Source organism: Streptomyces sp. I05A-00742 (genome assembly GCF_013055795.1).
In the GTDB taxonomy this organism is placed as follows: domain Bacteria; phylum Actinomycetota; class Actinomycetes; order Streptomycetales; family Streptomycetaceae; genus Streptomyces.
In genome coordinates this window covers 1-13994 of sequence record NZ_JABETO010000041.1, presented here as the reverse complement: position 1 = coordinate 13994, position 13994 = coordinate 1, and the positions used below count along the sequence as shown (strand labels likewise).

The following is a 13994-nucleotide window of genomic DNA, read 5'->3' as shown; positions in this document are numbered from 1 at the left end:
CGTTCCGGCCCAGTGCCGGGCCTTCCTCGCCCATGCCGAGCAGCACCTCGACGTGTTCGCGCACGAAGAGCTCATGTCCCTCCACGACGGGGCCGGAAGCGTGGAGGAGCGCGCCGGGGCGCTGCTGATGCTGGCCCTGGGGTCCCCGTACGAGCCCGACGAGGCCGCTTGCACCCGTGTAGCGAAGGCGCTGCGCGATCCGGCGGACGACCTGCGCGAAGCGGCCGTTTACGCGACGAGCTACGCGCCGGCGGGGCGGTACGTCCCGCTGCTGAGGGACATCGCGGCCGGCGACCCGGTCCCCGGGCTCAGGGCGGACGCGCGGGACATGCTCGCCGCGTACGAGGAGGCGGGGATCGCGGGGGAGTGGTCCACCGGTCCCCGCCGGGTCGCCGCCCTGTACACGTCGCCGCCCTGTACAAACTGTCGTGTCCGGTCCGCCCGGGGCTCCGGATCGGACCGGCCGGGACGGCCATGGCCGACGGTTATCCTGATCCGGTTCCGTTCGTTCACCTTTTCGCCCGTGGCGCTGGGAGGCCCGAGTCGTGCGCATCGACCTGCACACCCACTCGACGGCCTCCGACGGTACGGACACCCCGGCCGAGCTGGTCCGCAACGCGGCCGCGGCGGGTCTCGACGTGGTGGCGCTGACCGACCACGACGGCGTCGGCGGACACGCGGAGGCCATCGCGGCGCTGCCGCCGGGCCTGACGCTGGTCACCGGCGCGGAGCTCTCCTGCCGCCTCGGCGGCGGGCACGGCATCGGGGTGCACCTGCTCGCCTACCTCTTCGACCCGGCCGAGCCCGAGTTCGCCCGCGCGCGCGAGCTCGTCCACGGCGGCCGCGAGCCCCGGGCCCGGGCGATGGTGGCCCGGCTGCGCGAACTCGGTGTGCCGGTCACCTGGGAGCGGGTGGCGGAGCTGGCCGCGGGCGGGGCCGTCGGCCGGCCGCACGTGGCCAGGGCCATGGTCGAGCTCGGGGTGGTCGACACCGTCTCGGACGCCTTCGCCCCGCAGTGGCTCGGCAACGGCGGCCGCGCGTACGCGGAGAAGCACGAGCTGGACCCCTTCGAGGCCGTCCGCCTGGTCAAGGCCGCCGGCGGCGTCTCCGTCCTCGCCCACCCGATGGCCGTCAAGCGGGGCGTGTGCGTCCCCGAGGGCGCGATAGCCGAGCTGGCCGCGGCCGGGCTCGACGGCGTCGAGGTCGATCACATGGACCACGACGCGCCCACCCGCGCCCGGCTGCGCGGCCTCGCCGCCGACCTCGGCCTGCTGACCACGGGTTCCAGCGACTACCACGGCCGCAACAAGACCTGTGGACTCGGCGAGTTCACCACCGATCCCGAGATCTACGGCGAGATCACGCGCCGCGCGACGGGCGCGTTCCCCGTCCCGGGCGCGGGCGGCTGATCCCGCACCACCCCGGAAGGCACCCAGCGCGGGCCGGGCACTCCTGACGGTGTCCGGGCTTCCGCGCGCATCCGTGCGCCGTACGGAAACGGCGCGCTTCCGTTCGGCACGGCTCCCCGCTTCTGCCCTTCCCGTCCGACGACCTTCCGCGTCGCCCTCGTCTCCCACGTCCTCCTCCCAGCACCGCACCGCAAGGCCCTCACTGTGTTCGACTTCGCCGTCTTCGGCTCCCTCTTCCTCACCCTGTTCGTGATCATGGACCCGCCCGGGATCACGCCGATCTTCCTCGCCCTGTCCTCGGGCCGGCCCGCCAAGGTCCAGCGGCGCATGGCCTGGCAGGCGGCGGCCGTCGCCTTCGGCGTCATCACCGTCTTCGGGATCTGCGGCCAGCAGATCCTCGACTACCTGCACATCACCACCCCGGCCCTGATGATCGCGGGCGGACTGCTCCTGCTGCTGATCGCGCTGGACCTGCTCACCGGCAAGTCGGAGGAGCCGACGCAGACGAAGGACGTCAACGCCGCGCTCGTACCGCTGGGCATGCCCCTGCTCGCCGGGCCCGGTGCGATCGTCTCGGTGATCCTCGCGGTGCAGCACGCGGACTCGTTCGCCTCGCAGGTCTCGGTGTGGTGCGCGATCGCCGCGATGCACGTCGTGCTGTGGCTGGTGATGCGCTACTCGCTGCTGATCATCAAGGTGATCAAGGACGGCGGTGTGGTGCTGGTCACCCGGCTCGCGGGCATGATGCTCTCCGCGCTCGCCGTCCAGCAGATCATCAACGGCATCACGCAGGTGATCCACAACTGGTGAACGGCCGCTCCGGCGGCCGGTGACCGGCCCCCGGAACGCGAGGCGCCCCCGTACGGACGGTCCGTGCGGGGGCGTTCCGCGTCCGGTGAGGACCGGACGTGCGTACTCTTTAGCGCGTCACCGTGTCGCGGTGTCGGCCGGGCGGATGTAGATGCGCTGGCCGACAGAGGCGGCCTGCTGCACGATCCGGTTGACGGAGGCGGCGTCCACGACGGTGCTGTCGAGGGCGGTGCCGTCGACGTCGTCCAGTCGCATGATCTCGAAGCGCACAGGCTTCTCCCTTCGTCTGATCCTCCTGAGGAGAACTTCGTCAAGAACAGGGACACGCGCCGCCACGTCGCGGCGCGTTCCCATACGTGTCCAACGAGGTGCTGTCTGCAAACATTCCCTACGCTAAAGAAATTTTTATCATGACTAATTACCGACCGGTAGTGTTTTGAGCGAGCGAGCCCCCCACATGACCAGCGAGCCCCCCACATTGACCGAAGAACTCCCCGAAGCGCCCGACCTCGCCGCGGTCGTCGCCGGCATCGAGCGCACCAACGAGCTGCTGACCCGCGTCCTCGCCGAGGTCGCCACCACCCCCGCCACCCACGCGGTCTTCGTGGACGCGGGCTACGCCTACGCCGCGGCGGGCCGCCTCGTCGTCGGCACCGAGGACCGACGGGCCATCGAACTCGACGCCGAGGGACTGATCGAGGCGTTCATCGACAAGGCCCGCAAGATCTTCCCCGACAGCCGGCTGCTGCGCCTCTACTGGTACGACGGCGCCCGCCGCCGCATCCACACGGCCGAGCAGCAGGGCATCGCCGAGCTCCCCGACGTCAAGGTCCGGCTCGGCAACCTCAACGCCAACAACCAGCAGAAGGGCGTGGACTCCCTCATCCGCACCGACCTGGAGACCCTGGCCCGGCACCGGGCCATCAGCGACGCGGTGCTCGTCGGCGGCGACGAGGACCTGGTCTCCGCCGTCGAGGCGGCACAGGGCTACGGCGCCCGCGTCCACCTCTGGGGCATCGAGGCCCCGGGCGGGCGCAACCAGGCGGACCCGCTGCTGTGGGAGGTGGACAGCCGGCGCACCTTCGACCGCGACTTCTGCGGGCCCTACGTCGCCCGGCGCGCCGCCCCGGAGCCGCCCGGCGAGACCGCCCCGCGCGGGCCCGTCCCCGACCGGGAGGGCGTACGGTTCGTCGGCGCCCAGGTCGCCTCGCAGTGGCTGGGGACGCGCGGCCGGGACGCCCTGGCCGAACTGCTCCCCGGCCATCCCTACCTCCCCGGCGCCGTCGACCAGGAACTGCTGGTCGAGGCGGAGGCGCTGCTCGGCCTGTCCCTGCGCGGCCACGCGGACCTGCGCCGGGCGCTGCGCGACGGGTTCTGGGACCACGTACGCATGCAGTTCTGAGACGAGGGCATACGCCAGGGGCGGAGAACTGCGCGCGGGACGCGCGTGCCGGAATGCGCACCGGAGGAGCGAGTGGAACCCTGGCTACGGGTGGGCCGCGGCCCGATGCGCGCCGGCCACCCGTCACCGCTGGAGAACCGGACAACAGAAACGAGGCGATCGGCCATGTCGGCTTCCGACCGTGCGGGGCCGGGAACGCCCTGCTGGGTGAGCCTGCTGACCGGCGACCTCGGTGCGGCGCAGCGGTTCTACGGCGCGGCGCTCGGCTGGACCTTCCGTAAGGGCTCGCTCGGGGAGGACTTCTGCGTGGCCCTCTCCGGCGGCCGGCCCGTCGCGGGACTCGGCAACGTCGCCCGGCGGATGGGCGTGCCGGTCTCCTGGACCAGCTACTTCTCCGTGGACGACGCCGACGCGGCCGCCGCCCGGGTGCGTGAGCGCGGCGGCACCGTCGCGGTCGGCCCGCTCGCCTTCGGCGGTGGCCGCGCCGTACTGGCCGCCGACCCGGACGGGGCGGTCTTCGGCTTCTGGGAGGGCCGGGTGCTGCGCGACTGGAGCATCGGCACGGGCGCCGCCCCCGCCTGGCTGGAGCTGCGCACCCGCGACTGCTTCGACGCCGCCCTCTTCTACGGCGGGGTCTTCCAGTGGGACGGCCAGGAGACGGACGTCCGCTACGAGGACGACGTGGTGATGGTGCGGGTGGGCGGGCACACGGTGGCCTGTCTGCGCGGCGGCGCGGTCGAGGCGGCCCCGGACCCCAAGGTCAGGCCGCGCTGGCACGTCTACTTCCATGTCGACAACGTGGAGAAGGCCGTCGAGGCGGCCCTCGCGGCCGGCGGCTCGGTCGCCGCCGAGCCGGGCGTCTCCCGGGTCGGCCACGAGGCGACCCTCTGCGACTCCGAGGGCGGCATCTTCACCGTCACCGAGGACGCGCGGGGCTGCTGACCGCCTCCCCGGAGGGGTGCCTCAGGAGGCCCAGAAGGAGCGGAGCGCGTCGGCCGTGACGGCCGGCTGCTCGGCGTTGGGGGAGTGCCCCGCGCCCGCGACCAGCACGCGCCGCGCGGACAGCTCCTCCGCCATCGCGTCCAGCTCGGGCACCGGCCAGGCGTAGTCCTCCTCGCCCGAGACGACGCACAGCGGGAGCGGCACCCGCGCCAGCTCCGCCACACGGTCCGGCTCCGTCATCAACTGCCGTGCGGTGGCGACGAGTTGGGCGGGCCGCGTGGCCAGCCAGCGTTGGTGCAGGAACGCGCTGTGCTCCGTCGGCAGGACGCTCTCCTCCGGCTCGCCGTCCAGCCGCCGCATCTCCTGCCAGACGCTCTCCATGTCCATCTTCAGCTCGCCCAGGGCGTGGATCAGCATCCCGGTGCGCTCCTGCTGCCCGGCGGAGATCGGCCCGCGGCCGCTGCTCATCAGGGTCAGCGAGCGGAACGGGCGCGGGTCGCGGAGGACGGCCGCCCGCGTGACCAGACCGCCCAGGGAGTGGCCGAGCAGATGCACCGGGCCGTCGCCGAGCGCGGCCGCCTGCGCCAGGACGTCGAGCGCCAACTCCTCCTGCGCGTACGCGGATTCGTCGTCCGGGCCCGGGGTCTCGTACTGTCCCCGCCCGTCCACGGCGACGGCCCGGAAGCCGCCCGCGGCGAGGGGTTCCAGCAGGGCGATGAAGTCCTCCTTGCTGCCCGTGAAACCCGGTACCAGCAGCGCGGTGCCGCGGTGCGGGCCGGCCGGCCGGGCGTCGTGGACGGCGAACTCCCCGCGCGCGGTGGCGAGACGGTACGCGCGGGCGCACGGGGGCACGGTGAGGAAGGGCGGCCTGCTCATGTCCCGAGGCTAACGCCACGTCCGATCGCCGCCAGCCCCGGGAGCCCTCGCGGCAGAGGATCTCAGGCATGCAGAACGCAGCGAACAGCACGGTGAACAGCCCGGCGGTCCCCCTCGACTTCGACGGGAAGGCCGCCCTTGTGACCGGCGGCAGCCGGGGCATCGGCAGGGCCGTCGTCCTCCGCCTGGCGGCGGGCGGGGCGGACGTCGCCTTCACCTATCAGTCGAACGAGCGGGCCGCCGAGGACGTCGTTGCCGAGGTGAAGGCGCTCGGCCGGCGCGTCCTGGCCGTACGGGCCGACGCGGCGGACGCCGCGGCCGCGGACGGCGTGGTGGAGGCGGCCGTCGCGGAGTTCGGGCGGCTCGACATCCTCGTCAACAACGCGGGCGCGGGCGTGCTCGGGCCGATCGGTGAGCTGTCCCTGGAGGACATCGACCGCGTCCTGGCGGTGAACATCCGCGGCGTCTACCTGACGACCCGGGCGGCGATCGCCCACCTCGGCGAGGGCGGACGCATCATCATGATCGGCAGCTGTATGACGGAGCGCGTGCCGTTCCCCGGGGGCACGCTCTACACCACCAGCAAGACGGCTCTGACCGGCCTGACCAAGGCCCTGGCCCGTGAGCTGGGACCCAGTGGCGTCACCGCCAACATCGTCCACCCCGGTCCCGTCGACACCGAGATGAATCCCGCGGACGGGCCGTACGCGGAGGCCCAGGCGGCGCTCACGGCCGTGGGGCGCTACGGGCGTCCGGCGGAGGTGGCCGAGATGGTGGCGCATCTGGTGGCGCCGTCGGCGGGGTATGTGACGGGGGCGTCGGTGTCGGTGGACGGTGGGCACGCGGCGTAGGGGTGGGGGGTGGGTTTGCCCCGGACCCGCCCCTTCTCCGATTCCTGGGGGCGAGCCCCCAGCCCCCCGAAGCGCGCTGCGCGCGCTGTCCTCAAACGCCGGACGGGCTGAATAGCCCGTCCGGCGTTTGAGGACAAGCGGCGAAGCCGCTTTCAGGGGGTCCGGGGCCCTGCCCGGGAAACGGTGAAAGGGTGGGACCGGGGCTCAACCCCTCAGGCCACGACCTCCGCCTTGGCCACCGGGGCGGCAGCCGCCTTCTTGGTGGTGCGGGTCCGCTTCGGCTTCACCGGCTCCTCGGTGGGAGCCGTTCGCTCCGCCTCGGCGGCCGCCGCGGTGGCCTTCACGGCGCGCTTGCGCGTCCGCTTCACCGGCGCGGCGGCCTCGGCCGTCTCACCGGCCTCGTCGGCCGCGGGCGCCTCGGCCACCGGGGCGGCGGCCTTCTTGGCCGTCCGCGTGCGCTTCGGCTTCACCTCGGCCTCGCCCTCGGCGACGGCCTTCTTGGCGGTGCGGGTGCGCTTCGGCTTGGCCTCGGGCTCGGGCTCGCCGTCCGTCGCCACGGGGGCGGCGGCCGCCTTTTTGGTGGTGCGGGTGCGCTTCGGCTTCACGGGCTCGTCCGCCGGGGCGGCGGGCTCGGTGGCCGGCTCGGTCTCCGTGCCCAGGGTGGTGACGGCGCGCTTGGCCACGCGACGGGTCCGCTTGGCCGGCTCGGCGGCGGGCTCGGCGGCCGGGACCGCTTCGGCGGTCGGCTCGGTGACCGGGGTGGTCTCCGCGCCGAGGGTGGTGACGGCGCGCTTGGCCACGCGGCGGGTGCGCTTGACGGGCTCGGCGGTGGGCTCGGGGGCCGTGACCGCTTCGGTGGGCTGCTCGGTGACCGTTGTGGTCTCCGCGCGCCTGGCCACGCGGCGGGTGCGCTTGGCCGGCTCGGCGGTCACCTCGGCCGCCGGTGCCTCGGTCGCCTCCGCGGTCCGACGGGTGGCACCCGCCGTCGCGCGGGAGCGCTTCGGGCGCTCGGCCGCGGCCGGAGCGGTGACCTCGGCGGTCGCCTCGGGGGAAGCGGCCGTGGTCCGGGCCTCGGCAGCGGCCTTCGCGGCGGCCTCGGCGGCGGCCTGGACCCGCAGCAGGGCGGTCTCGACCGTCTCGAACTCCGCCTCCGCGGCGGCCGGGGCCGGGGCCGCGTACCGCGGGCGCGTCCGGCCGGACGGCGCCTGCGTCGGCACGGTCTCCTGCCGGACCGCGGCGGTCCGCGCACGGCGGCGCGGCCTGGCGGGAGCCTCCGGCGCGGGGGCCGTCGCCGGAGCCTTGACGGCGGTGTCCTTGCCTGCGGTGTCCTTGACGGCCGCGGTCTTGATGACCGGGGCCATGACGGCCGGAGCGGCCTCGGCCGCCGGTGCCGCCGGTGCCTCCGGGGCGGAAGCGACGGGAGCGGCGGTCGCGGCCGGTGCAGCCGACGTTCCGGTGCCGCGCGTGCGACGGCGGCGACGCGGACGGGCCGGCGTCTCGGGAGCCGTCGTACCGGCGGCCACGGCGGCCACGGCGGGACCGGCCGTCACCGTCTCCACGGCCTCCGTCACGGCCGTCACGTCGGCCACGTCGGCCGCCTGCGCCGCGGCGGGCACGGAGGCGTCGAGCGGCGTGCCGTTGCGCGTCCGGCGGCGCTGGCGCGGTGTGCGGGTGCGCTCGGGGCGTTCCTCGACGGCCTCCCGGCCGGCCTTGGCGTCCTTGGGACCGCGGCCCCGGCCGGCCCCGCGGCCGCCCGTCTCGCCGAGGTCCTCGATCTCCTCCGCGGCGAGCCCGGCCCGGGTCCGCTCGGAGCGCGGCAGGATGCCCTTGGTCCCGGCGGGGATGCCCAGCGCCTCGTAGAGGTGCGCGGACGTGGAGTACGTCTCCTCCGGGTCGTCGAAGGGCAGTTCCAGCGCCTTGTTGATGAGCTTCCAGCGCGGGATGTCGTCCCAGTCGACCAGCGTGACGGCCGTGCCCGACTTGCCCGCGCGGCCGGTGCGGCCGATGCGGTGCAGGTACGTCTTCTCGTCCTCGGGCGTCTGGTAGTTGACGACGTGGGTGACGTTGTCGACGTCGATGCCGCGCGCGGCGACGTCGGTGCAGACCAGCACGTCGACCTTGCCGTTGCGGAAGGCGCGCAGCGCCTGCTCGCGGGCGCCCTGGCCGAGGTCGCCGTGGACCGCGCCGGCGGCGAAGCCGCGGCGGGTCAGCTGGTCGGAGATGTCGGCGGCGGTCCGCTTCGTCCGGCAGAAGATCATCGCGCGGTCGCGGCCCTCGGCCTGGAGGATGCGGGAGACCATCTCCGGCTTGTCCATGGAGTGGGCGCGGAAGACGTGCTGGGCGATGTTGGCGTGGGTCTGGCCCTCGTCGTCCGGCGAGGTGGCGCGGATGTGCGTCGGCCGCGACATGTAGCGACGGGCCAGCGAGATGACCGCGCCGGGCATGGTCGCCGAGAAGAGCATGGTCTGCCGCTTGGCCGGGAGCATCGTGATGATGCGCTCGACGTCGGGCAGGAAGCCCAGGTCGAGCATCTCGTCGGCCTCGTCCAGGACCAGCGCCTTGACGTGCGCGAGGCTCAGCTTCTTCTGGCCGGCGAGGTCGAGCAGCCGGCCGGGGGTGCCGACGACGACGTCGCAGCCGGCGCGGAGCGCCTCGACCTGCGGCTCGTACGCCCGGCCGCCGTAGATCGCCTGGACGCGCACATTGCGCACCTTGCCGGCGGTCAGCAGGTCGTTGGTGACCTGCTGGCAGAGCTCACGGGTGGGGACGACGACGAGCGCCTGCGGGGCGTCGGTCAGCTGCTCGGGCTTGACCCGGCCCGCCTCGACGTCGGCGGGGACGACGACGCGCTCCAGGAGCGGGAGGCCGAAGCCGAGGGTCTTGCCGGTGCCGGTCTTGGCCTGGCCGATGACGTCGGAGCCCGAGAGGGCGACCGGGAGTGTCATCTCCTGGATCGGGAAGGGGTGGAGGATGCCGACGGCGTCGAGGGCCTCGGCGGTCTCGGGGAGGATCCCGAGATCTCGGAAGGTGGACCGGGTCTGCTGGGTGTCCGGGGTATTCAGGGTGCTGCCTCTTCTGTGAGACGCGGCACGGGGCGGCGAAGGGGGTCGTACGAGGAGTCCGTACGTACCGCGCCGTCGTACTCGTCCGGCCCGGGGGCCGGATGGCGCGGGACCACTGCCTTCGCGCGAGCACACGTGCTGCGAGCGGATCCCTCCTGGTCTGCGGACGACTCGTCCGCACCGCGGGGAGGGCGGTCGGTTGGGTGGAAGCCGATCGGGCCACCGACCGGGCATCCGCTGGCGCTCCGGGGACTCGCTCCCGGAGGAACCTGCATGGAGACGGCCAGTCGAATGCGCGACATGCTCGGCGTACTCGGCGGGCCGTATAGCACTGTACCCCGGAACGGCGCATCCGCGCCCGGGCCATTCGTCCCGAAGCCCGTGGACGCCTGGCTGACCAGGGCCTTCCCTCTCCGGCGGAGCGGGCTAAGGTTCCGTCCATGGAATCGTCCGACAAGGCCGCAGCGGCCACAGAAGGTCCTGCCGAGGAACTGACCGGAATCGCCGCCCAGGACTGGGCGCGGGCATCCGCCGACCCCCGCTACCGCGCCGCGGTCGTCGATCTGCTCGGTGCCCTCGCCTACGGCGAGCTGGCCGCCTTCGAGCGGCTGGCGGAGGACGCCAAGCTGGCGCCGACCCTGGGCGACAAGGCCGAGCTGGCGAAGATGGCCGCCGCGGAGTTCCACCACTTCCAGCGGCTGCGCGACCGGCTCGCGGCGATCGACGTGGAGCCGACCGCGGCGATGGAGCCCTTCGCCGCCGCGCTGGACGAGTTCCACGGCCAGACCGCCCCGTCGGACTGGCTGGAGGGCCTGGTCAAGGCCTATGTGGGCGACTCGATCGCCAGTGACTTCTACCGGGAGGTCGCGGCCCGGCTGGACTCCGACACCCGGGCCCTGGTGCTGGCCGTCCTCGACGACACCGGGCACGCCACGTTCGCCGTCGAGAAGGTACGGGCCGCGATCGAGGCCGAGCCGCGGGTCGGCGGGCGGCTGGCGCTGTGGGCCCGGCGGCTGATGGGCGAGGCGCTGTCGCAGGCGCAGCGGGTCGTCGCCGACCGTGACGCCCTGTCCACGATGCTGGTGGGCGGGGTGGCCGACGGCTTCGACCTCGCGGAGGTCGGGAAGATGTTCTCCCGGATCACCGAGGCGCACACCAAGCGGATGGCCGCGCTGGGGCTGTCCGCGTGACCCGGATGACCGGCAGGACCGGCGCACGACCCACCACCCCGTAACACCGGCTCCCCTTCCCGCGGGTCCGTCTCAGGCCGTCGCTGACCGCCGGGGCGGGCCCGAGGGGCGGAGCAGGAGCGACAGCAGGGCGGCGGCCAGCACGAGCGAGGCCGCCAGGGTGGCGATCACATGACCGGGACCGAGGACCGAGTGGGCGAGCAGCGCGCCGAAGAGGCCGGCCACCGGTCCGGTGCCCAGCGTCAGGGTGCGGGAGCGGAACTGCCCGAAACGGGCGGGCAGCCAGCGCAGGGCTCCGAAGGAGACGGCGAGGCCGATGAGGACCGAGCCGAGCGCTTCCCAGAGGATCATGGTCATTTCCCTCCCGTGCCACGGACGGCAGCAGGTGCAAATCGGTCGTAGCGGTCCTACCCCGGGGCCTCCCGCGGCAACCCTCGGAGCGGCCCCTCCCATGGTGGTTCGCGGGGGCGCCCGGAAGCGTTCCCGACACGCTCCGCCCGGCGGCCCGTCCACCCGTTACGACAACGGCGGGGCCCCGGCGCATTCCGCGCCGGGGCCCCGCCGTTGTCCTGCCGACGTGCTCAGATCGTGCTGAAGCCGACCCGCCGGACGGCGGGCTGGCCGATCTCCACATAGGCCAGCCGGTCGGACGGGACCAGGACCTTGCGGCCGTGCTCGTCCGTCAGGCTGAGCAGCTGTGCCTTTCCGGCCAGCGCGTCGGCCACCGCGCGCTCGACCTCCTCGGCGGACTGACCGCTCTCCAGAACGATCTCGCGGGGCGCGTGCTGCACGCCGATCTTGACCTCCACGGCTACTGTCCCTCCGAAGGTGTGCGTCCCCCACGGCGTAGCCCCAGGGGAGGGGTGCGCGGACGCGCCGCGCCGTACGGACCACACATTAGCCCGGTACGGGGGCGAGCCGGGCCCGGCCTCGCACGCTCGCAGCGAACAGACGGCCGGGGACGCCCCGGCCGTGCGGTCGGCTCAGTGCTCGGGGCCGTTCTTCGGGAAACCGGCGATGCCGCGCCAGGCCAGCGAGGTGAGGAGCTGGACCGCGGTGCCGCGGGGGACCGTGCTCCCGCTGGAGAGCCAGTAGCGGGCGACCACCTGGGAGACGCCGCCGAGGCCGACGGCGAGCAGCATGGCCTCCTCCTTGGCGAGGCCGGTGTCCTCGGCGATGACCTGGCTGATCGCCTCGGCGCAGGCCAGCGAGACCCGGTCGACGCGCTCGCGCACCGCGGGCTCGTTGGTGAGGTCGGACTCGAAGACCAGCCGGAAGGCGCCGCCCTCGTCCTCGACGTAGGCGAAGTAGGCGTCCATCGTGGCCGCCACCCGCTGCTTGTTGTCGGACGTCGAGGCCAGCGCCGTGCGGACCGCCTGGAGCAGGTTGTCGCAGTGCTGGTCCAGCAGGGCGAGGTAGAGGTCCAGCTTGCCCGGGAAGTGCTGGTAGAGCACCGGCTTGCTGACGCCCGCGCGCTCCGCGATGTCGTCCATGGCCGCGGCGTGGTAGCCCTGGGCCACGAAGACTTCCTGGGCCGCGCCCAGGAGCTGGTTGCGTCGGGCTCGGCGCGGCAGGCGCGTGCCCCGCGGGCGCGCCTCGGTCTGCTCGATGGCTGTCACGCCGCCTCCCATGATTGTTCCTGCACGGTGTGCACCGCGCCCGCCATCGTACTTTTGGGTAACCGCGCCGTGCGTGGCCGGAGGGGAGAATTTCACCTGGCGGACGCTGTGGGAAGCCCACAAAAATCCGACAAATCCCGCAGATCGCCGCCCCCGGTACCCGCGGCGCCGCGGCTCACCTGTAGTCGTCCTCGTCCAGTTCCACGACCCGGGCCTGCTCCGCGACGTCCGCCGCGTTCGCCGCGTCCGGATCGAAGTCCTCGGGAGACTCGTCGCGCGCGGGCGCCACGTCGGCGTGCTGCTCGGCGGCGTCCGCCTCGGGGTCCTCGACGCCGATCTCGGTGACGTCCACGTCCTCGTCCTCGAAGGTGTCCGGGTCGGTCGGGTCGACAGGCATGCGAAAGATCCCCTTCGTCCTTGTCGCTGTTCGCCGGCGTCCGGGGCCGGCGTCGCTGCGTCGTTCCGCCTTCCCCGGGCCGGTGCCCTCGTACTCCCTGCCTCCGAGCGTAGGAGACGCGGCTTCCCACCGCCAGGCGATCTGTGACGCCTGCCACAGGGGTTTACGGCGTGATCGTCTCGTAACATTGCCCGCATGTCCGAGACCGAGTCGTCGGTGGCACTGGGTGCCCACGCCGTTCCCGTGGTGCCGCCCACGCGTTTCTCGCAGCTCAGCGCGGGGGAGCGGTTGCGCACGGTGACCCTGTCCGGAGCCACGCTGACGGTGCGGTCCCGGCCGCCCGCGGTGTCGGACGGCCCGGCCCCGCCGGCCGCGCTCTTCGTGCACGGCCTCGGCGGGTCCTCGCAGAACTGGTCGCCGCTGCTGGAAGTGCTCGCGAACGATGTCGACGGCGAGGCGCTGGACCTCCCCGGCTACGGAGACTCCCCGCCGCCCGACGACGGCGACTACTCCATCACGGCGTACGCCCGGGTGGTCATCCGGTATCTGGACGCGAGCGACCGCGGGCCCGTGCACCTGTTCGGCAACTCGATGGGCGGCGCGATCGTCACCCGGGTCGCGGCGGTCCGCCCCGACCTCGTCCGCACCCTCACCCTCGTCTCGCCGGCCCTGCCGGAGCTGCGCCCGCAGCGCAGCGCACTGCCCACCGGGCTGCTGGCGGTGCCCGGCATCGTCCCCCTCTTCGCCCGGGTGACGCGGGACTGGACGCCGGAGCGGCGCACACGTGAACTGCTCGCCCTCTGCTACGGGGACCCCGGACGGGTGACACCGGAGGGATTCGCCCTCGCCGTCGCGGAGTACGAGCGGCGGCTGGAGCTCCCCTACTTCTGGGATGTGATGGCGCGGTCGGCCCGCGGCATCGTCGACGCGTACACCCTCGGCGGCCAGCATTCGCTGTGGCGTCAGGCCGAGCGCGTGCTTGCCCCTACTCTGCTGGTGTACGGAACGCGCGATCAGCTCGTCTCGTACCGCATGGCCCGCCGGGCGAGCGCGGCGTTCCGCGAGTCGCGGCTGCTGACGCTGCTGGGCACCGGCCATGTCGCGATGATGGAGGATCCGGACGCGGTGGCCCGTGCCTTCCGCGAACTCCTCGCGGACACGACGTCGGAACGGAGCGCCACGCCCCGTGGGTAAACACAGTGCACGCGCCCCCCAGGCCCCCCGAGGGCGGGCGGGGGAGGCGCCGACGGTTCCCGGTGCCAGGGAGTCCGTCCGGACCGCGGAGCGGCCCGCCTTCCCGCAGGAGGAGCCCGTCGTCCGGTCCGCCCCCCGGGGCCCGGCCATCGGCTGGGGCGTCATCGGGCGGCAGGCGGGACCGTCCGCCGGCGCGCCGCCGGCGGCCCCGCGGGTCCCGGAGCCGCGCCGCGGGGGCGGCG

Annotated in this window: 14 protein-coding genes and 1 pseudogene; 8 read left to right on the top strand and 7 right to left on the bottom strand. The window is 73.8% G+C overall.

Features of this window, described 5'->3' with window-relative positions; genetic code table 11:
* Positions 1-545 precede the first annotated feature (545 nt).
* Positions 546-1409: a PHP domain-containing protein gene (locus HN013_RS27245; protein WP_171170792.1), complete on the top strand. Its 864-nt coding sequence runs from the start codon at positions 546-548 to the stop codon at positions 1407-1409.
* A gap of 204 nt (positions 1410-1613) precedes the next feature.
* Complete coding sequence (locus HN013_RS27240; protein WP_171170790.1) at positions 1614-2219, top strand: MarC family protein; 606 nt, start codon at positions 1614-1616, stop codon at positions 2217-2219.
* A 117-nt stretch (positions 2220-2336) separates the two neighbouring features.
* Here the strand turns inward: HN013_RS27240 and HN013_RS27235 are convergent, their stop codons facing one another.
* The gene (locus HN013_RS27235) at positions 2337-2489 is read right to left on the bottom strand and encodes a hypothetical protein (protein WP_171170788.1); all 153 of its coding nucleotides are present in this window, start codon (positions 2487-2489) and stop codon (positions 2337-2339) included.
* Positions 2490-2676: 187 nt separating this feature from the next.
* Between HN013_RS27235 and HN013_RS27230 the strand changes: the two genes are divergently transcribed.
* Complete coding sequence (locus HN013_RS27230; RefSeq protein ID WP_171170787.1) at positions 2677-3621, top strand: NYN domain-containing protein; 945 nt, start codon at positions 2677-2679, stop codon at positions 3619-3621.
* A gap of 165 nt (positions 3622-3786) precedes the next feature.
* Positions 3787-4563: a VOC family protein gene (locus HN013_RS27225; protein WP_171170785.1), complete on the top strand. Its 777-nt coding sequence runs from the start codon at positions 3787-3789 to the stop codon at positions 4561-4563.
* Positions 4564-4584: 21 nt separating this feature from the next.
* Here HN013_RS27225 and HN013_RS27220 read toward each other — a convergent pair whose 3' ends face one another.
* On the bottom strand, positions 4585-5439 hold the full coding sequence (locus tag HN013_RS27220) for an alpha/beta fold hydrolase (RefSeq protein WP_171170783.1): 855 nt from the start codon (positions 5437-5439) through the stop codon (positions 4585-4587).
* Between the two features lie 68 nt (positions 5440-5507).
* On the opposite strand from HN013_RS27220, the gene HN013_RS27215 reads away from it, so the two are divergent.
* Positions 5508-6290, top strand: a complete 783-nt coding sequence (locus tag HN013_RS27215) for an SDR family oxidoreductase (protein WP_171170782.1) — start codon at positions 5508-5510, stop codon at positions 6288-6290.
* Between the two features lie 212 nt (positions 6291-6502).
* Here HN013_RS27215 and HN013_RS27210 read toward each other — a convergent pair whose 3' ends face one another.
* The gene (locus HN013_RS27210) at positions 6503-9235 is read right to left on the bottom strand and encodes a DEAD/DEAH box helicase (RefSeq protein WP_171170781.1); all 2733 of its coding nucleotides are present in this window, start codon (positions 9233-9235) and stop codon (positions 6503-6505) included.
* 557 nt (positions 9236-9792) lie between these two features.
* Between HN013_RS27210 and HN013_RS27205 the strand changes: the two genes are divergently transcribed.
* Complete coding sequence (locus HN013_RS27205; RefSeq protein WP_171170780.1) at positions 9793-10542, top strand: ferritin-like fold-containing protein; 750 nt, start codon at positions 9793-9795, stop codon at positions 10540-10542.
* Between the two features lie 72 nt (positions 10543-10614).
* On the opposite strand, the gene HN013_RS27200 is transcribed toward HN013_RS27205, so the two are convergent.
* The 4 genes from HN013_RS27200 to HN013_RS27185 all read right to left on the bottom strand — a co-directional run bounded on the left by HN013_RS27200 (position 10615) and on the right by HN013_RS27185 (position 12558).
* Positions 10615-10893: a hypothetical protein gene (locus HN013_RS27200; RefSeq protein WP_171170779.1), complete on the bottom strand. Its 279-nt coding sequence runs from the start codon at positions 10891-10893 to the stop codon at positions 10615-10617.
* Positions 10894-11123: 230 nt separating this feature from the next.
* Positions 11124-11351 carry a DUF3107 domain-containing protein gene (locus HN013_RS27195; protein ID WP_171170778.1) on the bottom strand — a complete coding sequence of 76 codons (228 nt, stop codon included), beginning with the start codon at positions 11349-11351 and terminating at the stop codon, positions 11124-11126.
* A gap of 174 nt (positions 11352-11525) precedes the next feature.
* Positions 11526-12161 (bottom strand): TetR/AcrR family transcriptional regulator, encoded by a 636-nt coding sequence (locus tag HN013_RS27190; RefSeq protein WP_171170777.1) that lies wholly within the window; start codon positions 12159-12161, stop codon positions 11526-11528.
* A gap of 175 nt (positions 12162-12336) precedes the next feature.
* Complete coding sequence (locus HN013_RS27185; RefSeq protein WP_171170776.1) at positions 12337-12558, bottom strand: hypothetical protein; 222 nt, start codon at positions 12556-12558, stop codon at positions 12337-12339.
* 195 nt (positions 12559-12753) lie between these two features.
* Between HN013_RS27185 and HN013_RS27180 the strand changes: the two genes are divergently transcribed.
* Positions 12754-13752, top strand: coding sequence for an alpha/beta fold hydrolase (locus HN013_RS27180; protein ID WP_171170774.1), 999 nt, complete (start codon positions 12754-12756; stop codon positions 13750-13752).
* Positions 13745-13994, top strand: a pseudogene (locus HN013_RS32470) (hypothetical protein); the annotation flags it as partial. The gene HN013_RS27180 and the pseudogene HN013_RS32470, both read left to right, overlap by 8 nt.